The sequence below is a fragment of the Burkholderia sp. Ac-20384 genome (assembly GCF_017104605.1).
GTDB lineage: Bacteria > Pseudomonadota > Gammaproteobacteria > Burkholderiales > Burkholderiaceae > Burkholderia > Burkholderia lata.
Map to the genome: position 1 here is coordinate 1 of NZ_JAAGPE010000033.1, position 20,228 is coordinate 20,228.

The following is a 20,228-nucleotide window of genomic DNA, read 5'->3' on the forward strand; positions in this document are numbered from 1 at the left end:
TGGATTCGTCGACACGCTGGCCAGGCTGGTGGCCGAGCCGTCGCTGGCCGACGCGCTGCGACCGCTGCACCTGACCGACTGCACGATCGACGCGCACGATGGCCGCTGGACGCTCGCGATCGTGCCGTTCGGCGGCAGCGAGGTCGTGAACCGGATGCCGTCGTTCCGCCGCTACGTCCGCCTGACGGGCGAGCAGGCCGCCGCGCTGTCGGCGGCCTGTCTTGCGTTCGAAACCGCACTACGCAGGATTTTGCACGGGTAAGCTGTGGCGTTGCGCGCCGGGGAAGCCCGGCGGCCGCGTTTAGGGGTTTTACCGGAGATGCCGATGCTGTTCCAGTCACGCTCACACGAAGACGTGCACGATCACGGGCTCGCGATCGCGGGCTGGCATCAGGTCTACCGCCAGATGACGCCGGGCCGCTTCAAGGGCACCGTCACGCAGGTGCTGTACGACGATTTCCACTTCTTCCGCGAAACGACCAACCGGCGTGTCGCGCAAACCGGGCTCGCGCCGGCCGGGCGCACGTCGCTCGCGGTGCCGCTGTCCGTGCCGCTCGCGGGCACGTTCCAGGGCCAGCCCGTCGACGGCTATGCGCTGCTCGCGCTGCGCGCCGGCGAGGATTTCGAATTCCACACGCCGGAAGGGATGGGGCTCGTCGGGATCAGCGCGGCGTCCGACATGGTCGACGAGCTGTGCGAAGCCGAATTCGGCGCATCCGGCGCACGCAAGCTGCGCCACGTGACGCGGCTGTCCGACGAGCAGGGTGTCGCGCTCGGCGTGCGGCTGTCGGCGCTGATCGACGAGGCGCAGCGCAACCCGGGCCACCTCGAATATGCGGCCACCCGCAAGATGTTCCGCGACGCGATGCTCGGCATGTTCCTCGACGCGCTCGAGCAGGGCATCGGCGTCGAGCGTCGCGACATCACGCACGCCACCTATAGCGACATCGTGAGCCGTTGCGAGAAGCATCTGCGCGACCGGCCCGAAGAACCCGTCACCGTCCTCGAACTGTGCCGCGCGTTGCGTTGCAGCCGCCGCACGCTGCAAACGAGTTTCCAGCGCGTGGCCGACGTCACGCCGGTCGGCTATCTGCGCACGATCCGGCTGAACGCGGTGCGCCGCATGCTGCGCACGACGTCCGTGCAGCAGCTCGGCGTCGGCGAGGCCGCCGCGAGCTGGGGTTTCACGCACCTCGGCTATTTCGCGCGCGAGTATCGCGACCTGTTCGGCGAGCTGCCTTCCCAGACGACGCGCCCCGAATGATGCACGCGCACCGCGACGCTGCCGTCGGGCACCGTCGCGGGCAATGCGCGCCACTGTTTGCCGATTTGCGATAGAGGTCCTGAATTTTCGCTGGATAGAGTCCTGTCACCCATATCGATAACCCCATCGATCTGCACTGCGAATCGATGACAACAGAGGGCGGGACATGAAGATCGGACGACGACTGGCCGCGGCTGCGGCGACGCTGGGCTGCATGCACGCACACGCGCAGACCACGGGCAGCGTGACGCTGTACGGCACCGTGGATACCGGCATCATCTACTCGACGAACCAGCAGTTCACGCGCGCCGACGGCAGCACGGGCGGCGGCCATGCATGGCAGATGGGCGGCGGCAACCTCGTGCCGTCGCGCTTCGGCTTCCAGGGCGCCGAGCCGCTCGGCGGCGGGCTCAATGCGGTGTTCACGCTCGAGCAGCAGTTCCTGTCCGCGAACGGGCAGGCGCTGCAGGGCGGCACGGCGTTCAGCCGGCAGGCGTGGGTCGGGTTGCGCCAGGACGGGATCGGCACGCTCGGCCTTGGCCGTCAATACGACTCGTACACCGACATGCTCGGCGCGTACGTGTCGAGCAACAACTGGGCGACGCCGTACGGCTCGCACCTCGGCGACGTCGACAACCTGAACGCCGCATTCAACTTCAACAACGCGGTGAAGTTCACCAGCGCCGATTTCAACGGCCTCACGTTCGGCGGCACGTTCAGCTTCGGCGGGCAGGCCGGCGATTTTTCCGCGAAGCGCGGCTATGCGGTGGCTGCGACTTATACGCGTGCGCCGGTCGCGTTCTCGGTCGGCTACCTCGACCTGCACCAGCCGCTCGACGCGGCGCTCGGCGGCGCGAGCGGCTACATCGGCGATTTCGCGTGCAGCAACCCGGGCGCGATGTACTGCCTGCTGCAGGACGCCGGCTCGATGCGCGCGTTCGGCGCGGGCGGATCGGTCACGTTCGGCGATGCGACGATCGCGCTCACCTACACGCATACGCGCCTCGGCGACAGCCGCTATTTCTCGACCACCGCGCAGCCGCGCACGCAGGCGTTCACGTTCGACATCGGCGAATTGAACGCCACGTACATGTTCACGCCCGCGCTGCAGGGCGGCGTCGCCTATATCTTCAACGCCGCGCATACCGACGGGCGCGGCACGACGCGATTCCACCAGGTGAACGTCGGCACGAACTACAGCCTGTCGAAGCGCACGGCGCTGTATGCGGTCGCGATCGGCCAGATCGCGAGCGGGAAGGGGCTCGGCACCGACGCGGACGGCAACGCGGTGAACTACGCGCAGATCCCGGTGCTCGCGAACAGCAACTCGAGCCGGCAACTGGCGGTGATGGCCGGGATTCGCGTGAACTTCTGACCGTCTGCGGCGCTGGCGCCGGTCCATCGATGGAAAGCGATGCTTGAAAAAAATCGCCCGTATGCTTAACTGAACGGGCGAGATTGATGGAAACCCAATATCGCGAGCCATGGCGTGGAAGGTCGGGAGCGGCTTTCCCGCCATTTTCATCAGGAGCCGGATCGTTCTGTCCGGCGCACCTTACGCGTGTCCCGGATTGCCCGGCTTGCCGCTTGCCACAATACCTTCACGGTCGACGTGAACAATGGCGACGCTTCAGGCGACCCGACGTGTCGCCCGCGTTGCACACGTGTGCAACGAATGGTTGTCCCGCTACAAACGCCGATCGAGAGAGACCACATGACCCTGCTGAGCCGCCTGCGCGCGCTGTCCGCCGCCCTTGCGCTATCCTTCGCCGCCACGCACGCCGTTGCCGCGGATCTCGTCATCGCAGGCCGCGACGACATCTACGGCAAGGGGCTGGCCGACGCCGTCGCCGGTTTCAACAAGCTGCACCCGGGCACCGAAATCGAGCTGCTCAAGCTGCCGAACGCAAACCTGTACCAGAAGCTCAAGCTGTCGATGCGCGAAGGCACCGGCGCATACGACCTCGTGATGATGGACGACACGTGGGCGCCCGAATTCATCGGCAACGGCTGGCTGAAGCCGCTGCCGGCGTCGCTCGCGGATGCCGATCTCGTGCCGTCCACCGTCGCGCTCGGCCGCAACGCGGCCGGTGCGCTGTACGCGCTGCCGATCGTCGGCAACGTCGAGATGTTCGCGTACCGCAAGGACCTGCTCGCGAAGTACAAGCTGCAGCCGCCGCGCAACTGGGACGACGTGCTGAAGATCGCGCAGACCGTCGGCGGCGCGGACAAGAGCGTGTCGGGCGTCGTGTTCCGCGGCACGAAGGGCAACCCGGTCGTGACGGGCTTCCTGCCGATCCTGTGGGCCTACGGCGGCGACGTGTTCGACCATGCCGGCAACGTGACGATCGATTCGCGCGAGGCGCAGGCCGCGCTGAAGACCTTCCTCGCGCTGAAGGCGTCGGCGCCGAAGGACGTCGACGTGTACGGCGCGGCGGAAGTACGCGATGCGCTGCAGCGCGGCACGGCCGCGCAGTCGATCGAGGTGTGGCCGGCGTGGGTGCCGGCGCTCGACGATCCGAAGCAGTCGCGCGTGGTCGGCCAGATCGCGCTGCAGCCGCCGCCGGGGCAGACGGCCGGCCCGGCGCCGATGCTCGGCATCTGGCAGATGGGCATTCCGAAGGACGCGCCGCACGCGAAGCTCGCGCAGGATTTCCTGGCTTACCTGACTGCACGCGACACGCAGACGCGCCTCGCCGGCATCGGCATTCCGCCGACCCGCCGCAGCGTGTTCAACGATCCGGCGCTGGTGCGCCAGTACCGCTGGTATCCGGATCAGCTGAAGGCGCTCGAAGCCGGCCGTGCGCGGCCGCGCGTGAAGGACTGGCAGCAGGTCGAGAGCATTCTCGGCGACCAGCTGCAACTCGCGCTGACCGGGCAGGCCGCACCTGACGCCGCGCTGCGCCAGGCGCAGCAGAAGATCGCGCAGGCGACGGCCGCGGCCGGCAAGTGACGGCTCGCCTCGAACCCTTGCCGGGAATCAGCGCATGAAACCCTTCGGCCGCAGCCTGCCGTTCGTCGCGCTGCTCGGGCCCGCGCTGCTGGTGCTCGCCGCGCTCGCGCTGTATCCGGTCGCGCAGGTGCTGATCGACTCGTTCTGCCAGGTCGACTATTCGGCCGGTCGCCGCGCGTTTGCCGGGCTCGCGAACTATCGCGCGGTGCTCGGCGACGACGCGTTCACGGCCGGCTTCGGCAATACGCTGCGCTTCACGATCGTGGCATCGCTCGCCGAAGTCGCGCTGGGCTTCGGCCTCGCGCTGCTGTTCGTGCGCGCGTTTCCGGGCCGGCGCATCGCGCTGCCGCTCGCGATTCTGCCGATGATGCTGTCCACGCTGGTGTGCTCGGCGATCTGGCGCAACTGGCTGAATTTCGACGGCTTCCTGAACTCACTGCTCGCCGTGTTCGGCATCGAAGGCGTGCGCTGGCTGTCCGATCCGCATCTCGCGCTGTGGTCGCTCGCGCTCGTCGACGTGTGGCAGTGGACGCCGATGGCGTTCCTGATCGTGCTCGCCGGGCTGCAGTCGATTCCGCAGGAGCTGTACGAAGCCGCGCGCACCGACGGCGCGAGCGAGTGGCAGTGCCTGCGCGACATCACGCTGCCGCTCGCGGCGCCGCAGATCGGCCTCGCCATGCTGCTGCGCTCGATCGACACGTTCAAGCTGTTCGACAAGGTCTATGCGCTGACGGGCGGCGGCCCCGGCAACGCGACGCAGACGCTGTCGACCTATATCTACGACACGGGCTTCCGCTTCTTCAACGTCGGGCCGGCGAGTGCCGCGTCGGTGCTGATGCTCGCGGCGTCCGCGCTGCTGGTCTCGGGGTACGTATGGCAGACGGTTCGCAAGCGGCGCGCATGACGGCGCAACCCGCAGGCATCACGGGCGCACGCATGGGCGCCGCATTCGGTCGCGCGATGCCGTGGGCACTGCGCATCGCCGCGCTCGCGCTGTTGCTGCTGCCGTGTCTGTGGATGGCCGGCGCGGCGTTCATGCCGACGCTCGAACGCCTCGATCATCCGTTGCGGATCTGGCCGGCCGCGCCGACCTTCGAGCATTTCGCATCGGTGTGGTCCAACGGCATCGGCGCGCCGCTGTTCAATTCGCTGCTGGTCGGCTTCGGCACGACGCTGCTCGCGCTGGCGCTCGCGTTTCCGGCTGCGTATGCGCTCGTGAGGCTGCGGTTTCCGGCGCGGCTCGACCTGCTGTTCCTGGTGCTCGTGCTCGCGTTGAAGCTGATGCCGCCGATCACGATCGCGGTGCCGCTGTTCGCGCTCGCGAAGCGGCTGCACCTGCTCGATTCGACGCTCGGCCTGATGCTCGCGTACCAGATCTACGCGCTGCCGATGGCGATCTGGATGCTGCTCGCGTTCGTGCGCGACGTGCCGATCGAATACGAGGAAGCGGCCTGTATCGACGGCGCAGGGCTCGCGCGGCGGCTCGTGCAGATCGTGTTGCCGTTGTGCGCGCCGGGGCTGATCGCGACCGCGATCTTCGTGTTCATCGCCGCGTGGAACGAATTCCTGATCGCGCTGCTGTTCGTGTCGACGCCGAGCCGCTTCACGCTGCCGCTCGCGATTGCCGGCTACGTGACGGAGAACGGTATCGACTGGGGCGACCTGATGAGCGCCGGGTTGATGGCGTCGCTGCCCACGCTGGCCGTGGCCGGCTATGTGCAGCGCTACCTGTTGCGCGGATTCGCGGGCGGGCTGAAGTGACGCGCGGCGACGCCGCGCCCGAATCCCCCTTGTTACGCGCAACTGGCCCGCACCACCTGCGTGACCGGCACGATGCGGGTGCGCGACGGGCCGTCGAACGTCTGCATCCGGTCGGCGAGCAGCTCGACTGCCGCCTGCGCGAGGCCGCGCGTGTCCTGCCGGAGCGTCGTGAGCCGATAGGCGTCGTATTCGGCGGCCGGGATGTCGTCGAAGCCGATCACGCGCACGTCGTCCGGCACGCGCAATCCGAATTCGCTGCGCGCGACGTCGATCACGCCGAGCGCGAGCAGGTCCGACGAGCAGAACACGCCGTCGGGCCGCTTGCCGTTCGCGAACAGGTGCCGTGCGGCTTCGACGCCGCTTGCATGCGTATCGGATGGCGTGTCGAGCACGTGCGCGAGCGTTGCATCGAACGCGTCACCGCGCCCGATCGCGTGCTCGAACGCGGTAGCGCGCGACTGCGCGCTGTAGCTCGCACCGCGCGGCCCGACGAACGCGAGCCGGCGTGCGCCGGCCCGCACGAGCCGCTGCGCCGCATGGACGGCGCCCGCCGCGTTGTCGCTGACGACGATGTCCGCGCCCGGCAGGTTCGCCTCGCGATTGATCATCACGACCGGGATCCGGTGTTCGAGATACTGCTGCGCGACCGACAGCGGCGGCGACGCGGACGTCATCACGAGGCCCGCGATCCGGTAGCTGAGCAACTGTTCGAGCGATTGGCGGACCTGGCGCGGATCTTCCGCGTTGGTCACGAGCGGCGTCAGCGCGCGCTGCCCGAGCGCGGTCATCAGGTCCGACAGCAGCCGCGCGCGAAACGGATTCTCGAACCCGGCCGTCACGACGCCGATCATGCTGCTGCGCTGCGTGATCATGTCACGCGCGATCAGGTTGACCTGATAGCCGAGCGCGCGGGCGGCGACCATCACGCGTTCACGCGTCTGCGGGGCGATGCTCGCCGTCGGCGAGAATGCGCGCGACACCGCGGAGCGCGACACGCCGGCGCGCGCCGCGACATCCGATGCCGTGACCCACGGCTTTCTTTCCTTGTCATTCATCGATTCATGATCCCTTCGAGCCACGATACGTGCATGCCGCTCGCCGACTGGATGTCGGCGCTCGACGATGCGCGGCTGCTGCATACGCTGACCCTACCGGGCAGCCATGACACCTGTGCGTATACCGTCGACGATTTACTCGTGCGCACCCAGCGTGCGCCGCTCGATGCCCAGCTCGCGCATGGCGTGCGGCTGCTCGACATCCGCTGCCGGCACGTGCGCGATGCGTTCGACATCCATCACGGCGGCATCGCGCTCGGCATGACGTTCGACGACGTGCTGGCAACCTGCGCGCGCTTTCTCGACGCGCATCCGCGCGAATGCATCGTAATGTCGGTGAAGGATGAATGGCCGGCGCACGCGTGTACGCGCAGTTTCGATGCGACGTTCGACGCGCATCGCGCGCGGCATCCGCGGCTGCGCTGGCATGCCGGCGGCACGCTGCCTGCGCTCGGCGACGTGCGCGGCGCAATCGTACTGCTGCGCCGCTTTCGCAGCAGCCGGCCGCTCGGCATCGACCTGACCGCGTGGCCCGACAACGCGACGTTCACGATCGATCACCCCGATGGCGCATTCGTGATCCAGGACGAATATCGCGTGCCGGTGGCCGCGTCGATCGGCTGGAAGTGGCGTGCGATCGATGCGCTGCTGACGGACCTGCCGTTGCCGGACAGCGGCCGCTGGGCGATCAACTTCTGCAGCGGGACCGGAATGGGCGCGAATCCGTCGGTGGTCGCGCACGGCGACGGCAGGGTGCGGGGCATTCATGCGCGGCTGGCTGCACGGCTGCGCGAGCAGCCCGGCCCGTATGGCGCGATGCTGCTCGACTTCTGCGATGACGATGACTGGGCGCTGGTGCGCGCGCTGATCGCGTGCAACGACCATGCGCCGGCGCAGGGTGTGTGGCGCAAGACGTTTCGCTGCTAGCGGAGATTAGCGAAGATTGGCGCTGAAGAACGCGAGCGCCTTCGCGTCGAGCGTTTCGTGGAAGGCCGCGCGATCGAACCCCTTCGCATCGGTACAGACCTCAGGCTAGACGCGCGCCAGCTGTTCGGGGCACGGCGCGAGAAACGCGAAATGCGCGGAGTTCGGCACGACGTGGAATTCCGGTCGTTGCGGCAGCATGTCGGCCAGCGCGGGGACCGTTTCCGGCTCCACGCCGTCGCCGCCCGCTTCCGAACCCCACAGCTGGATCGGCGCGTGCACGTTCTTCAGCGTATCGGCGCTCGGGAATTCGTTCATCGGATCGGCGATCACGTAGGCCTTGATCCGCGGATCGTGCGTCAGCGGCTGGCGCGGCAGGTCGTGGTCGCGGATCTGCTTGCAGATCAGCCAGGTCGGATCCGGGCAGGCCACGTGCGCGTGCACGAAATCCGGATTGGCGCCGGCCAGCACGAGGCCCGTATAGCCGCCGCGCGAGAAGCCGAAGAAGCCGATCCGCGCCGGATCGATGTGCGTGGCGTCGGGCGCGTTGGCCAGCATGTAGTCGACCAGGCGCTTGATGTCGTCCGGCCGCTCGACCAGTTCCCTCAGGTCGGCCGCGCGGCTCATATCTGTGTGCGTGTCGCCGGGATGGTTGATCGCCGCGACGACGTAGCCCGCATCGGCGAGCGTTTCGGCGAGGTCGTGATGCCCGAAGTACGTGCCGGCGTGGCCGTGCGAGATCACGACGAGCGGCAGCTTGTCGCCGACGGTCGGGCAGTTGCGTTGCCCTTTCAGCACGAACGGGCCGATCGTGAGCGATTGCGCGGGAGCTGCGCACGGCGTCCAGATGGCCGCGCGCAGCTCGGGGCCGGCCGCGTCGGCCGGGATCGTGACGAACTTGATGCCGGCCGCGTGCGCGACCGTGGTGGACAGGCAGAGCAGGACAGCCGAAAGCCAGGTTTTCATGTCGATTCCCCGGGCAGTGGAGCGGGCGCGGCGCGACGTGCGCCGGACAGATGCGCTCAGCGCGTTGCGATCATCACCGCCGCACCGGCCATCGCGGTCGCGCTCGTGCGGTTGGCGACCCGCTTGGCGCGCGCCGACGTCAGGAACGCCCGTGCGCGTGACGCCAGCAGCGACCAGAAGCAGTCGGCGAGGATCAGGACCGCGAGCATCGTGCCGATCAGCTCGGCCCATGCGGTCACGCCGACGTGCGTGAGGTCGACGATGGTCGGCAGCAGCGCGAGATAGAACACCATGATCTTCGGATTGCCGAGCGTGACGAGCATGCCCGCGACGAACATGCGCCACGGCGACTGGCCGCGCGGCAGGTCGTCGGCGCCTGCTTCGGTCGGCGCGGTCCACATCTTCCACGCGAGGAACAGCAGGTACGCGACGCCGAGCAGCTTCAGCACGATCAGGCCGGCCGCGAACGTGTGCGCGAACGCGGACAGCCCCGCGACCGCGAGCGTGAGCCACAACGCTTCGCCGAGCCACATGGCGGCGAGGAACGGCAGCACGTCCCGCACGCCGTTCGTCAGGACGCGCGCGACCAGCGCGGCGACGCTCGGCCCGGGGGTGCCGGCGGTGACGAGCAGGGTGACAGCGAAGACGGCGAGCGCGGACAACGTCATGACGAACCTCGTGGGTGGGGGCGTTCGAAACGTATGAGGTTTCGATTATAGTGACGACCGTTCCAGACTGCCTGCCTGAATTGCCGTCATGACTGCATCGATCCTGATCCGTCCCGCCACGCGGGCAGACGCGGCCGCAATGGCCGCCGTCGAAGTCGCCGCCGCGCAGCGGTTTCGCGAAATCGGCATGACCCATATCGCCGACGCCGAGCCGACCGATGCGGCGGCCGTGCTCGTCCGTATCGACGACGGCCGCGCGTATGTCGCGATCGATCCGCAGGGCACCTGCGTCGGGTTTGCGTTCTACCGGTTGCTCGATGCGCAGCGGCTTTATCTGGAAGAGCTGGATGTCGCACCGTCGCATGCCGGACAGCGGATCGGCGCGCGCCTGATCGAACAGGTGACGGCGCGGGCGGCGCAGGAAGGGATCGCGGAGGTCGTGCTGTCGACGTTTCGCGAAGCGCCGTGGAATGCGCCGTATTACGCGCGCCTGGGTTTCAGCCTCGTCGACGACGCCACGCTCGACGACACGCTGCGTGCGATCCGCGCACACCACGTGTCGCTCGGGCTCGACGAGACACTGCGCGTGTTCATGCGGATGCGCGTCCCGGGCTGACGCAGTCCCGGCGAGTCGCGGTGCAGGCGGCGCGACCGGGTGTCAGCGCAATGCCGGGCTTCCGGTCGCCGGCAGCGACGCGAACGCAGCCTCCACGTGCGCCAGAAAGTCGGACGCGGGCCGCGTCAGTTGCAGGCCGGGCGGCGTGAGCCGGTACAACTGAAGCGGTGGCGGCGACATCGGCAACGGCAGCGGCGTCAGCTTCTGGCCGAACACGGTTTCCGCGAGCGACAGCCGGGTCCACGAGAAAACCGCATCGTTGGTCATGAGCAGGCTGTAGAACAGCGCATACGACGTGCAGCGCGTGATGCAGCGCGGCGGGGGCAGGCCCGCATGCGCATGCAGGTCGCGGATATACGTGGGGAAGTTGTCGCTTGCGTCGGCGTGGATCCATTCCGCGTCACGCAGCGCCTCGAGCGATGTCGCGCCCGCGAAGCGCCCGTTCTCGCGGGTGACGAACGCGGTGTCGAACGTGCGGATCGCCCTGATGTCGACCGACTCGGCAATGGGGCCCGTGACGGCGACGAAGGCGAGATCGAGCGTGCGATTGCGCAACTGTTCCGTGAGCAGGTTGAACGTCAGTTCCCGAAGTTCGCATTCGACGTTCGGCCAGTGGCGGCGGAAGGCGGCGTAGGCTTCCGCAAAGCCCGTCACCGCGACGATCGGCGTGAAGCCGATCACGAGCCGCCCGTCACGCAACCCCTTCATGTGCGCCATGTCCTCGCTCGCCCGTTCGAGCTCGCGCACGACGGCCTGGGCGCGCCCGAGCAGTGCGTCGCCTTCCGGCGTCGGCACCACGCCCCACGGTTTGCGCTCGAGGAGCGTTACGCCGAACTCGTTTTCCAGTTCCTGGATCGCCTTGCTGATGGCCGGCTGCGTGACGTGCAGGGTCCTGGCCGCGGCCTTGATGCTGCCGGCCGTCGTGACCGCGACGAGTGCGCGCAATTGATGGATTTTCATGATGCGGAAGATATTACCAAAAGTTATCCGCATCAAAATTCGTGAGTTTTTTGACCCGAAACGCGTCTCTATGCTTGGCCGGGACGGTCGCGAGGCGGCCGATTCCACGGAGCCATCCATGACGCAGAACCTTGCTCACGTACTCGCGGCGATTCGCGAGTCGGAGTCCCGATTCGTTGCGATCCGCCGCGATATCCACGCCCATCCCGAACTCGGTTTCGCCGAGACCCGCACCGCGCAGCTCGTCGCCGAACAGTTGACCGCATGGGGCTACGACGTGACGACGGGGGTGGGCGGCACCGGCGTCGTCGGCCAGTTGCGGCGCGGCGCGTCGGTGCGCTCGCTCGGCCTGCGCGCCGACATGGATGCGCTGCCGATCGAGGAGGCGACGGGGCTGCCGTATGCGAGCACGGTTGCGCGCACGATGCACGCATGCGGCCACGACGGTCACACGGCGATCTTGCTGGCCGCGGCCCACTACCTTGCCGAACAGGGCCGTTTCGACGGCACGCTCAACGTGATCTTCCAGCCGGCCGAGGAAGGGCTCGGCGGCGCAAAGCGGATGATCGACGACGGTCTGTTCGAACGTTTCCCGTGCGAACGCGTGTATGCGCTGCACAACGCGCCGGGCGTGCCGGTCGGCCATTTCGCGTTGCGCTACGGGCCGATGATGGCGTCGTCCGATTCGGTGACGATCACCGTGACGGGCAAGGGCGGGCATGGTGCGATGCCGCAGCTCGCGAGCGACCCGATCGTCGCGGGCGCGCACATCGTGACCGCGCTGCAATCGATCGTCTCCCGCAACGTCGACCCGCTGAAGCCGGCCGTCGTGACCGTCGGCACGTTCCATGCGGGCACCGCCCCGAACGTGATCCCGGAAACGGCGACGCTGCAGTTGTCCGTGCGCGCGCTCGACGCGACCACACGCGACGAAGTCGAGGCGCGGATCCGCCGGATCGTCGACGCGCAGGCGCAGGCGTTCGGGATGACCGCGCAGATCGAATACCAGTCGATCTCGCGTGTCGTGGACAACGACCGTGCGGCGTCGGATCTCGCGGTGGAGACGATCGCGGCGCTGGCCGGCGAAGGCGCGCTCACGCTGTTGCCCGATGGCGTGATGGGCAGCGAGGATTTCTCGTGGATGACCGAATGCGCACCGTGTTGCTACGTGCTGATCGGTAACGGCGTCGATTCCAGGGGCGGATGTTCGGTGCACAACCCGCATTACGACTTCAACGACACCGCGCTGAGCTGGGGGGCGGCCTATTTCGCCGGTATTACCGAACGCTTCCTGAAGGCGGACTGACGAAGGCGCAACGGAGACGCGCTGGCCGGACATGGGTTGACTTGACGATAAGGATAACGAATGAAGAAGCGATTTGCACTAGGCGCGGCCTGTCTCGCACTCGGCGCCGGCAACGCGCGCGCCACGCCCTATCAGGACGTGTTGCTGGCGGCGGTGCCCGAGTACAACGGCCGGATGACGGAGGGCGTCGCGCTGTATGGTTCGCTCGACATGGGGATCAACTACCAGACGGTCGGCGGCCGTTCGCTGTGGCAGACGCAGAGCGGCGGCGAGTGGACCTCCAAATTCGGCTTCTTCGGTCGCGAGAACCTCGGTGGCGGCTGGCGCGCCGAGTTCAACCTCGAAAGCGGTTTTCTCGCGAACAGCGGCGCGCAGCAGGATGCGCAATCGACGTACAACCGGCAGTCGTGGGTCGGCCTGTCGTCGGACAGCTACGGGCGGCTGCGTCTCGGCAAGCAGATCGGCACGGCGCTGCCGCTGTTCATCGACGTGTTCGGCACGGTGGGCACGAACTCGGTCTATACGTGGCTGGGCGCGGCAGCCGTGCAGACGAGCCGCGGCGTCGGCTACAACTCGGACCTCGGGCCGGGCGCGACGCAATTGCCGGCGCGCGTCGACAACGCCATCACGTACCGTACGCCGATCGTCGCGGGCACCACGTCGCTGATGTTGATGTACGCGCCGAGCAACGTGGCCGGGCGGGCACCCGCGGCGTCCGCGCAAGGCGCGCTGCTGCAGTGGTACAACGGCACGACCTATCTGGCCGCGAGCTACAACCAGGTGTGGGGCGTCAACGGGGCGAGCACCGTGCGCAACGACCTGTACGGGCTCGGCGCCGTCTATGACACCGGGCGGATCGTGCTGTCCGCATCGTTCAACCAGTACGCGCCGAAGCTGGCCGGCGACGGCATCGCGCGCGTCTACACGCTCGGCGCGATCGTGCCGTTCGGCGTCAATGCGATTCGCGCGTCGGTCGTCTATCGCGATACGTCGGGCGTGCGCGACGCGGCCGGCCAGCCGGCCAGGGATTCGGCCCTCGGTGCGATGCTCGGCTACGACTACTTGCTGTCGAAACGCACGGGCCTCTATGCGCGCGCGGGGTTCATCCGCAACTACGGCATCTCGACCGTGTTGCTGAACGGCAATCCGCTGCCGACCGAACCGGGCGGAACGACCCCGCGTACCGGGACGACACCCGTGACGCTGTCGCTCGGCATGTATCACAACTTCTGAACGGGAATTTCCGATGCATACCCTGAATCGCACGGCCGCTGCGCCGGTCGAAGCCGGGCCGCGCGTAACGCGCCGCACGGTCGTTGCGGCCGCACTCGGCAACGGGCTCGAATTCTTCGACTTCACCGTCTACAGTTTCTTCGCCGCCCTGATCGGCAAGTTGTTCTTTCCCGCGTCGAGCGATGTAGGCGCGCTGATGCTGTCGCTCGCGACGTTCGGTGTCGGGTTCGTCGCACGGCCGCTCGGCAGCGTCGCGATCGGCGCCTATGCGGACCGTGCCGGACGCAAGCCCGCGCTCGTGCTGACGGTCGCATTGATGGCGCTCGGCACCGGGATCATCGGCTTCGCGCCGACCTATGCGCAGATCGGTATCGCCGCGCCGCTGCTGATCGTCGTCGGGCGTCTGCTGCAGGGTTTTTCGGCGGGCGGCGAAGTGGGGGCCGCGACGACCCTGCTGATGGAGTCGGGTGACACCGGCCGGCGCGGCGAGCGGGTGAGCTGGCAGATGGCGAGCCAGGGCGGTGCGACGCTCGTCGGCGCGTTCGTCGCGCTGACGCTGTCGCGCGCACTGCCGCCCGACGCGCTGCACGCGTGGGGGTGGCGCGTCCCGTTCGTGCTCGGTCTGCTGATCGGCCCGGTCGGCTTCTACCTGCGGCGCCATCTGGACGATACGCTGCCGCACGCAGCGGCCGGCGCACCGCGCGAGCGTGCGCGCATTCCGTGGCGGCAGGTCGTGGCCGGCACGCTGCTCGTGATCGGCGGCACGTCGACCACCTATACGATCGTGTTTTTCCTGCCGTCGTTCCTGACGCTGACTGTCGGCATGCCGGCATCGGTGTCACTGCTGTCGGGCTGCGCGGCCGGTGCCGTGCTGCTGATCGGTTCGCCGTTCGCGGGACGGCTCGCGGATCGCGTGCGCCGTCGCAAGCGGCTGGTGGGCGTGACGGGCGTCGCGTCGGCCGTGCTCGTGCTGCCGGCGTTTTATGCGATGAAGATGTGGCCGTCGGTGGGCACCGCGGTTGCGGTCGTGATCGTGCTGATCGGCTTGATGACGCTGTCGAGTCCCGCCGGCTTCGTGATGATCCTCGATGCGTTTCGGCCCGAGGTGCGGGCGATGTCGCTCGGGATGATCTATGCGCTCGGCGTGACGATTTTCGGCGGGTTCGCGCAACTGATCGTCGGCGCGATGTGGCGTGCGACCGGCAGCTTTTACGCGCCTGCGTGGTATGTGCTGGGATGCAGTGCCGCGAGCCTGGTCGGTCTGGCGCTGTTCGCGGAAGCGTCCGGCGTGGAAGGCAGGCGGTGAACGGGCGGGGCGGACACGTGACGGGCCCGCCCGGTGATGGTGTGCGCGACGAACGGACGGGCGGGGCCCCTCCGTTCATCGCGCATGGCGTGCCGTGCGATCAGGCCGCGTCGCTCAGCGCCGGGTAATCGGTATAACCCGTTTCGCCTTCCGCGTAGAACGTTTCCGGCACCGGCTTGTTGAGCGGCGCGCCGAGTTCGAGGCGGCGCGGCAGGTCGGGGTTCGCGATGAACAGCTTGCCCCATGCGATCGCGTCGGCGTTGCCGCTTGCGAGCGTGGCCTGTGCGGTGTCGAGCGTGAACTGCTCGTTCGCGATCAGCGGGCCGCCGAACGCTTCCTTCAGGCGCGGGCTCAAGTGGTCGCCCGAATACGACTCACGCGTGAAGATGAACGCGATCTTGCGACGACCGAGTTCGCGCGCGACATAGCCGAACGTTGCCGCCGGATCGGAATCGCCCATCGTGTGCGCGTCGCCGCGCGGTGCAAGGTGCACGCCGACGCGGCCGGCGCCCCACACGTCGATCGCAGCGTCGACCACTTCGAGCAGCAGGCGTGCGCGGTTCTCGATCGGGCCGCCATACGCATCGGTGCGGCGATTGGTGCTGTCCTGCAGGAACTGGTCGAGCAGGTAGCCGTTCGCGCCGTGGATCTCGACACCGTCGAAGCCGGCCGCCTTCGCGTTCTCCGCGCCTTTGCGGTATGCGGCGACGATGCCCGGGATTTCGTCGAGTTCGAGTGCACGCGGCGTCACGTACGGGCGCTGCGGACGCACGAGGCTCACGTGGCCGCCCGCGGCGATCGCGCTCGGCGCGACCGGCAGGTCGCCGTTCAGGAACACCGGGTCGGAGATCCGGCCGACGTGCCAGAGTTGCAGCACGATGCGCCCACCGGCCGCATGCACGGCCTGCGTCACCTGTTTCCAGCCTTCGACCTGCTCGTCGGACCAGATGCCGGGGGTGTCCGCGTAGCCGACGCCCTGCGGCGTGACCGACGTCGCCTCGGTAATGATCAGGCCGGCCGTTGCGCGCTCGGCGTAGTAGCGGGCCATCAGGGCGTTCGGCACGCGCGTCGCACCGGCACGGGAGCGGGTGAGCGGCGCCATCACGATGCGGTTCGGCAGGGTCAGGTCGCCGAGGGTGACGGGATCGAACAGTGTGGGCATGGCAAATAACCTCTTCACGAAAGGCGGGAAACCGTCGCGTCATGGGCGACAGCGCTCCGCATGGCCGGTTCGGCCGTGTTGACTAGAGTTCGCGGCGCAAGGCGTCGTGAAATGCGTCGATGACGGCCTCGTTGCGCTGAAAGAACGCCCACTGGCCGATCCGTGTCGACGTCACGAGCCCCGCGCGTTGCAGCGTCGCGAGGTGCGCGGAGACGGTCGATTGCGACAGCCCGCAGCGCGCGTCGATCTGGCCCGCGCAGACGCCGTGTTCATACGGCAGCGTCTGGTTCGGGAAATGCTCGCCCGGCGTTTTCAGCCAGTTGAGGATCTCCCGGCGCACGGGGTTCGAGAGCGCTTTCAGGATCGCGTCGATGTCGAGTTCGGTCGGCATGGATAGGTTGGGTGTGTCGGTCGGGCAATAAGGTATCGTCGATGGGCGAATCTTATATCGTTAACTGACGATATGTTTGAAAGCATTGCTGGCAATGGGGTTGATAGCTGTCGACATACAAAAAAGATCGTACTTGGGAGACGTGAGCGGAAATGTGCAAAAAAGGCCGCACTTCACATTTCACAATATGAAAAATTGACGTAACAGATTGATGCTAATGTATTTTATGTCTCGCTGCGTCAGGTGGGCTTGAGTGTCGGCAGGAGGTGTGAAGAAGTTACCCATCGAGGAAGGTGGTAAGTATTTCTAAGTTGATGTGCGCACTAAGTCGATGTGGCAAGGGAAAGCGATATCCTTTCACGATGCTTTCTGATTGGGGTGGGGTGGAAATCGACTCAAGGCGAGCAGGGTGAGCAACCTGGCGTCGGCGCTCTCTCCGCGGGTGACAGCAGACGAAGGGCAGGGCATGGATGAACGGGACCCCGACCGCAGGGAGTGGTTCAACATAGACACCGGTTGGAATGGCGACAGACCTGCAGAGCCGCGTGACACCTCGTAAAAGTTGTGACGCTCAATCGCGAGAACTGAAGGGACGCATAGCAGGGGCTACGTTACCTTTCATTTCGGGACATCGCGCGAGAGTCCTTCGCTCGTGGTGCGCTTCCTATGGTATTGGGTGCTACCGCCTGCTGCGATGGTGCACCTGGCGAGCGCATCGCTCCTCACCTCGTCAACTGTTGTATCCACTTCGACGGACGACCCATGAAACACCTCCTGGATCAAGGTGTTGCGACGACCGGTTGAATTCGCCTTGACTGCCCCCATCCGAATGCAACAGTAATCCGGGCCCGGGTTTACGTTGCCAGTATGCGTTGCGTAATGCCTGGCAGACCGGATAGGCATTGATTCGCTCCGACATTGACCAACCGAAGATACGCCTGCTTGCGAGAACGAGGATCGCAGCGAGAAACGACTAGCCTTCGTCGGTGGCTACGAACGTGATGTCACTCACCCACGCGTGGTTCAACTGCCGGCCATTGAAGCGCCGACCCAGCAGGTTCGGCGCCACGGGCAGTCGATGTGTCGAGTCCGTCGTGACGCGATACGGCTTCTTGCTGACCGATGCTCTCCGACAAGCGCACCGCCTCCACCTTGAATTCCCGCGTGTTTTGTCTTCTCGGCACCGCTTTCTCTGCCGTCCCGTCCTCCTACAGCCAAAGAGTCATCAAGCTTCTTGCTGTACGTGGAATCGAGGCACGGTCACATCCATATTTGTTCGTTTAACTAACTGAAATGTCATTAATTTGGAACGATAAAGGGTATTCCAGTAGTGTCTCAAATGACGCTGCGATTGTCCTTCTTGGCGTTGCTCTGGTACGTCGGTCAAGGTGAATATCGCTACGCCGCCCGCAAGCGGGAGACACATACAGGCACGACGCGAAGCGGCTTCAGAGGTTGGTTCGACACCGAAAACCAAATAAGCGGAAAGACTCAAGGAGTTGATATGACATTCGCAATGGGGTCCAGCAGCGACGTCTCGATGCGTACCCAAGCAAGATCGTTACACGCCACTGTGATTGGAAACGTGCTCGAATGGTTTGACTGGACCATTTACGCCACCTTTTTGCCGTACATTGCGAAGGCTCTTTTTGCTCCAGGCGAGCAAACGACTGCCTTGCTGCAGACACTCGCGATATTTGCGGCAGGTTTTCTGGCAAGGCCAATTGGCGGAATCGTTTGTGGCCGTCTTGCCAATAAATCCGGCCGGCGAATTAGTTTGGTGGTCAGCATGACGCTGATGGCTCTCGGCAGCCTGTTACTTGCCGCGACACCGTCATTTTCCAGAATCGGCGTCCTCGCTTCCGTTTGGCTACTCATTGCCCGCCTGATTCAAGGTTTTGCTCATGGCGGTGAGACTTCGGCGTCGTACACATACGTCAGCGAACTGGCTCCGTCGAGTCGAAGGGGGCTGTGGTCGAGCAGTGTGTTCGCTAGCTCGACCCTCGGCGTCATCATTGGAAGCCTGTTTGGCGTTCTTCTGACTCAAAATCTGCGTGCTGACGAGATGGCCACGTGGGGCTGGAGAGTGCCGTTCGTGCTTGGCGCATTTTTGGGTCTGTATGCTTACTATCTGCGCCGAAATTCGATCGAAACGCATACTGTCAAAGATGTCGTTGCGCGACTCGCGCAGCCCGCTATCAAGGATCGTAAAAGAGCTTATATCAGTACCTTTAAGCTCTTCATTCTGTTGGGTGCGAGCAGTGTCGCCTACTACACTTGGCTCAGTTTTGCGACTGCGTATGCGATTACATCCAAAGGCATTCCGGCAACTGATGCGTTCATTGCGAGCCTTTGTGCGCAAACGATATGCATGCTTTCCATGCCATTTTATGGAATCCTGTCCGACCGTTTCGGCCGCAAGCCGTTTGCGTTATTGTCGACCGTTGGGTTTGTCGCTTTGTCGTTTCCGCTCGACGCATGGTTCGCGAGTAGTGCATGGTCATTGTTCATTGTTCAGACCGTCGCCCTGCTGCTGTGGGCGAGTATCGGTGCGATCTATCCTGCTCTTATGGCGGAGCAGTTCACGACGGGGCCTCGCGCACTGGGTATCGGTGTTTCGGTTTCATTCGCTGCAGTGGTGTTCGGCGGCACAGCGCCGTACATCAATACCTGGCTCACCTCAATCGGCAAGCATGGGATTTTCACGGGTTATACAGTGATATTCTCAGCAATCGCATCGGTCGTCGTGCTGACAATGCGGGAGACGAATGGGATCGACCTGAGGACGACAGGAAAATAATAAATTACCAAGATCTTCTGGGTTTCCAAATTGCGAAAGACGGATTCATTCATGAAACAATCGACTTTGGATCAAGTGTATTGCACAGCACCCCTCGACAGTTGTCCCGCGGCCCATCGCAACTCAGCAGGAATATCGTCAGTTGATCGGCGCACAAACGCCAGCGAGTCTGGTGTCAGGGCAAAGTCTGACGACCGAGAGTCGAAGATCTGGCGAAATATGTGCTAGGCGTCGCGCCAAGGATGCGTCGAAACACTTCGGCAAATGCACCTTGCGTTTCATAGCCGAGATCAGTCGCAACGACGGTAACGGGTTCGCCCGCTGCCAGTCGCGGCACGGCAGCGAGCACGCGTAGTTGTTGTCGCCAGGTGATGAACGACACGCCGATCTCGGCTTGAAACAGCCGCGCCAGGGTTCGAGTTGACGCGCCAACGATGTTGGCCCACTCGGCAAGATTCTTGTCGTCGCCTGGGTTTGCGAGCAACGCCTCACATATCTTGGCGAGTCTTGGGTCTTTGCCGGTTGGAAGATGTAGCGCTTGTTCAGGGGTGAATTCAAGTTCGTCCACCAACAATTGCAGCAGGCGTGCGTTGCGAGGCTCGAACTCTGTTCCTGCCGCGATTTCAGAACCACGCAGTATGAGCTCGCGTAAGAGAGCTGATACTTGCACGGACCGCGGCTCGGCTGGGAGGTGGCGGGGGCACTGATCGGTCCAGATGTAGACTGTCCGGAGCGCGATATGGCCCCGAGCGCGCATCTGGTGCATGGTTCCGCTCGGCACCCAGACAGCACGCTGAGGCGGTACGAGGAACATACCGTCCGCAACTGTCACTTCCATTACACCGGACGCGGCAAAAACCAAT

18 protein-coding genes and 2 pseudogenes are annotated in these 20,228 nt (G+C 65.6%); 12 read left to right on the top strand and 8 right to left on the bottom strand.

Annotated elements, in window-relative coordinates:
* The 6 genes from G3O00_RS08985 to G3O00_RS09010 all read left to right on the top strand — a co-directional run.
* Positions 1-262: DUF3156 family protein (locus G3O00_RS08985; RefSeq protein ID WP_206142749.1), on the top strand; the 262-nt coding region annotated here is incomplete at its 5' end.
* Between the two features lie 63 nt (positions 263-325).
* Positions 326-1,264 carry a helix-turn-helix domain-containing protein gene (locus G3O00_RS08990; protein ID WP_122949567.1) on the top strand — a complete coding sequence of 313 codons (939 nt, stop codon included), beginning with the start codon at positions 326-328 and terminating at the stop codon, positions 1,262-1,264.
* Between the two features lie 166 nt (positions 1,265-1,430).
* A complete protein-coding gene (locus G3O00_RS08995; protein WP_011354545.1) occupies positions 1,431-2,639 on the top strand; it encodes a porin in 1,209 nt (402 codons plus the stop codon).
* 339 nt (positions 2,640-2,978) lie between these two features.
* Positions 2,979-4,217 carry an ABC transporter substrate-binding protein gene (locus tag G3O00_RS09000; protein ID WP_041493231.1) on the top strand — a complete coding sequence of 413 codons (1,239 nt, stop codon included), beginning with the start codon at positions 2,979-2,981 and terminating at the stop codon, positions 4,215-4,217.
* Positions 4,218-4,251: 34 nt separating this feature from the next.
* Positions 4,252-5,121 (top strand): sugar ABC transporter permease, encoded by an 870-nt coding sequence (locus G3O00_RS09005; RefSeq protein WP_174932658.1) that lies wholly within the window; start codon positions 4,252-4,254, stop codon positions 5,119-5,121.
* Positions 5,118-5,978 (top strand): carbohydrate ABC transporter permease, encoded by an 861-nt coding sequence (locus G3O00_RS09010; protein WP_041493502.1) that lies wholly within the window; start codon positions 5,118-5,120, stop codon positions 5,976-5,978. The genes G3O00_RS09005 and G3O00_RS09010 overlap by 4 nt, the downstream gene beginning before the upstream one ends.
* A 32-nt stretch (positions 5,979-6,010) precedes the next feature.
* On the opposite strand, the gene G3O00_RS09015 is transcribed toward G3O00_RS09010, so the two are convergent.
* Positions 6,011-7,033: a LacI family DNA-binding transcriptional regulator gene (locus tag G3O00_RS09015; RefSeq protein WP_206142750.1), complete on the bottom strand. Its 1,023-nt coding sequence runs from the start codon at positions 7,031-7,033 to the stop codon at positions 6,011-6,013.
* A 6-nt stretch (positions 7,034-7,039) separates the two neighbouring features.
* Between G3O00_RS09015 and G3O00_RS09020 the strand changes: the two genes are divergently transcribed.
* Positions 7,040-7,960 (top strand): phosphatidylinositol-specific phospholipase C, encoded by a 921-nt coding sequence (locus G3O00_RS09020; protein WP_206142751.1) that lies wholly within the window; start codon positions 7,040-7,042, stop codon positions 7,958-7,960.
* 6 nt (positions 7,961-7,966) lie between these two features.
* On the opposite strand, the pseudogene G3O00_RS09025 reads toward G3O00_RS09020, so the two are convergent.
* Positions 7,967-8,923: pseudogene (locus G3O00_RS09025) on the bottom strand (alpha/beta fold hydrolase).
* Positions 8,924-8,979: 56 nt separating this feature from the next.
* Positions 8,980-9,591 (bottom strand): LysE family translocator, encoded by a 612-nt coding sequence (locus G3O00_RS09030; protein WP_011354552.1) that lies wholly within the window; start codon positions 9,589-9,591, stop codon positions 8,980-8,982.
* 88 nt (positions 9,592-9,679) lie between these two features.
* On the opposite strand from G3O00_RS09030, the gene G3O00_RS09035 reads away from it, so the two are divergent.
* Positions 9,680-10,207, top strand: coding sequence for a GNAT family N-acetyltransferase (locus G3O00_RS09035; RefSeq protein WP_206142752.1), 528 nt, complete (start codon positions 9,680-9,682; stop codon positions 10,205-10,207).
* Positions 10,208-10,249: 42 nt separating this feature from the next.
* On the opposite strand, the gene G3O00_RS09040 is transcribed toward G3O00_RS09035, so the two are convergent.
* Positions 10,250-11,167, bottom strand: coding sequence for a LysR family transcriptional regulator (locus tag G3O00_RS09040; protein ID WP_011354554.1), 918 nt, complete (start codon positions 11,165-11,167; stop codon positions 10,250-10,252).
* Positions 11,168-11,285: 118 nt separating this feature from the next.
* Between G3O00_RS09040 and G3O00_RS09045 the strand changes: the two genes are divergently transcribed.
* The 3 genes from G3O00_RS09045 to G3O00_RS09055 are packed head-to-tail and all read left to right on the top strand — an operon-like array spanning position 11,286 to position 15,012.
* Positions 11,286-12,473, top strand: a complete 1,188-nt coding sequence (locus tag G3O00_RS09045; RefSeq protein WP_206142753.1) for a M20 aminoacylase family protein — start codon at positions 11,286-11,288, stop codon at positions 12,471-12,473.
* A gap of 60 nt (positions 12,474-12,533) precedes the next feature.
* Positions 12,534-13,706: a porin gene (locus G3O00_RS09050; RefSeq protein WP_206142754.1), complete on the top strand. Its 1,173-nt coding sequence runs from the start codon at positions 12,534-12,536 to the stop codon at positions 13,704-13,706.
* Between the two features lie 13 nt (positions 13,707-13,719).
* A complete protein-coding gene (locus tag G3O00_RS09055; protein WP_174932639.1) occupies positions 13,720-15,012 on the top strand; it encodes an MFS transporter in 1,293 nt (430 codons plus the stop codon).
* 100 nt (positions 15,013-15,112) lie between these two features.
* Here the strand turns inward: G3O00_RS09055 and G3O00_RS09060 are convergent, their stop codons facing one another.
* From G3O00_RS09060 to G3O00_RS09070, 3 genes and pseudogenes are all read right to left on the bottom strand, one after another.
* Positions 15,113-16,174, bottom strand: a complete 1,062-nt coding sequence (locus G3O00_RS09060; RefSeq protein WP_206142755.1) for an alkene reductase — start codon at positions 16,172-16,174, stop codon at positions 15,113-15,115.
* Positions 16,175-16,256: 82 nt separating this feature from the next.
* A complete protein-coding gene (locus G3O00_RS09065; RefSeq protein ID WP_011354559.1) occupies positions 16,257-16,565 on the bottom strand; it encodes a helix-turn-helix transcriptional regulator in 309 nt (102 codons plus the stop codon).
* 781 nt (positions 16,566-17,346) lie between these two features.
* Positions 17,347-17,685, bottom strand: a pseudogene (locus G3O00_RS09070) (DDE-type integrase/transposase/recombinase); the annotation flags it as partial.
* A 219-nt stretch (positions 17,686-17,904) separates the two neighbouring features.
* Between G3O00_RS09070 and G3O00_RS09075 the strand changes: the two are divergent.
* A complete protein-coding gene (locus G3O00_RS09075; protein ID WP_206142756.1) occupies positions 17,905-19,365 on the top strand; it encodes an MFS transporter in 1,461 nt (486 codons plus the stop codon).
* 175 nt (positions 19,366-19,540) lie between these two features.
* On the opposite strand, the gene G3O00_RS09080 is transcribed toward G3O00_RS09075, so the two are convergent.
* A complete protein-coding gene (locus G3O00_RS09080) occupies positions 19,541-20,035 on the bottom strand; it encodes an AraC family transcriptional regulator (RefSeq protein WP_346778960.1) in 495 nt (164 codons plus the stop codon).
* Positions 20,036-20,228: the final 193 nt, after the last annotated feature.

Bases quoted from the DNA above. Each gene is read 5' to 3' on its own strand.
- G3O00_RS09010 (WP_041493502.1), top strand. From the start codon at position 5,118: ATGACGGCGCAACCCGCAGGCATCACGGGCGCACGCATGGGCGCCGCA.
- G3O00_RS09060 (WP_206142755.1), bottom strand. From the start codon at position 16,174: ATGCCCACACTGTTCGATCCCGTCACCCTCGGCGACCTGACCCTGCCG.
- G3O00_RS09040 (WP_011354554.1), bottom strand. From the start codon at position 11,167: ATGAAAATCCATCAATTGCGCGCACTCGTCGCGGTCACGACGGCCGGC.
- G3O00_RS09035 (WP_206142752.1), top strand. From the start codon at position 9,680: ATGACTGCATCGATCCTGATCCGTCCCGCCACGCGGGCAGACGCGGCC.
- G3O00_RS08995 (WP_011354545.1), top strand. From the start codon at position 1,431: ATGAAGATCGGACGACGACTGGCCGCGGCTGCGGCGACGCTGGGCTGC.
- G3O00_RS09020 (WP_206142751.1), top strand. From the start codon at position 7,040: ATGATCCCTTCGAGCCACGATACGTGCATGCCGCTCGCCGACTGGATG.
- G3O00_RS09065 (WP_011354559.1), bottom strand. From the start codon at position 16,565: ATGCCGACCGAACTCGACATCGACGCGATCCTGAAAGCGCTCTCGAAC.
- G3O00_RS09015 (WP_206142750.1), bottom strand. From the start codon at position 7,033: ATGAATGACAAGGAAAGAAAGCCGTGGGTCACGGCATCGGATGTCGCG.
- G3O00_RS09000 (WP_041493231.1), top strand. From the start codon at position 2,979: ATGACCCTGCTGAGCCGCCTGCGCGCGCTGTCCGCCGCCCTTGCGCTA.
- G3O00_RS09045 (WP_206142753.1), top strand. From the start codon at position 11,286: ATGACGCAGAACCTTGCTCACGTACTCGCGGCGATTCGCGAGTCGGAG.
- G3O00_RS09005 (WP_174932658.1), top strand. From the start codon at position 4,252: ATGAAACCCTTCGGCCGCAGCCTGCCGTTCGTCGCGCTGCTCGGGCCC.
- G3O00_RS09030 (WP_011354552.1), bottom strand. From the start codon at position 9,591: ATGACGTTGTCCGCGCTCGCCGTCTTCGCTGTCACCCTGCTCGTCACC.
- G3O00_RS08990 (WP_122949567.1), top strand. From the start codon at position 326: ATGCTGTTCCAGTCACGCTCACACGAAGACGTGCACGATCACGGGCTC.
- G3O00_RS09050 (WP_206142754.1), top strand. From the start codon at position 12,534: ATGAAGAAGCGATTTGCACTAGGCGCGGCCTGTCTCGCACTCGGCGCC.
- G3O00_RS09075 (WP_206142756.1), top strand. From the start codon at position 17,905: ATGACGCTGCGATTGTCCTTCTTGGCGTTGCTCTGGTACGTCGGTCAA.
- G3O00_RS09055 (WP_174932639.1), top strand. From the start codon at position 13,720: ATGCATACCCTGAATCGCACGGCCGCTGCGCCGGTCGAAGCCGGGCCG.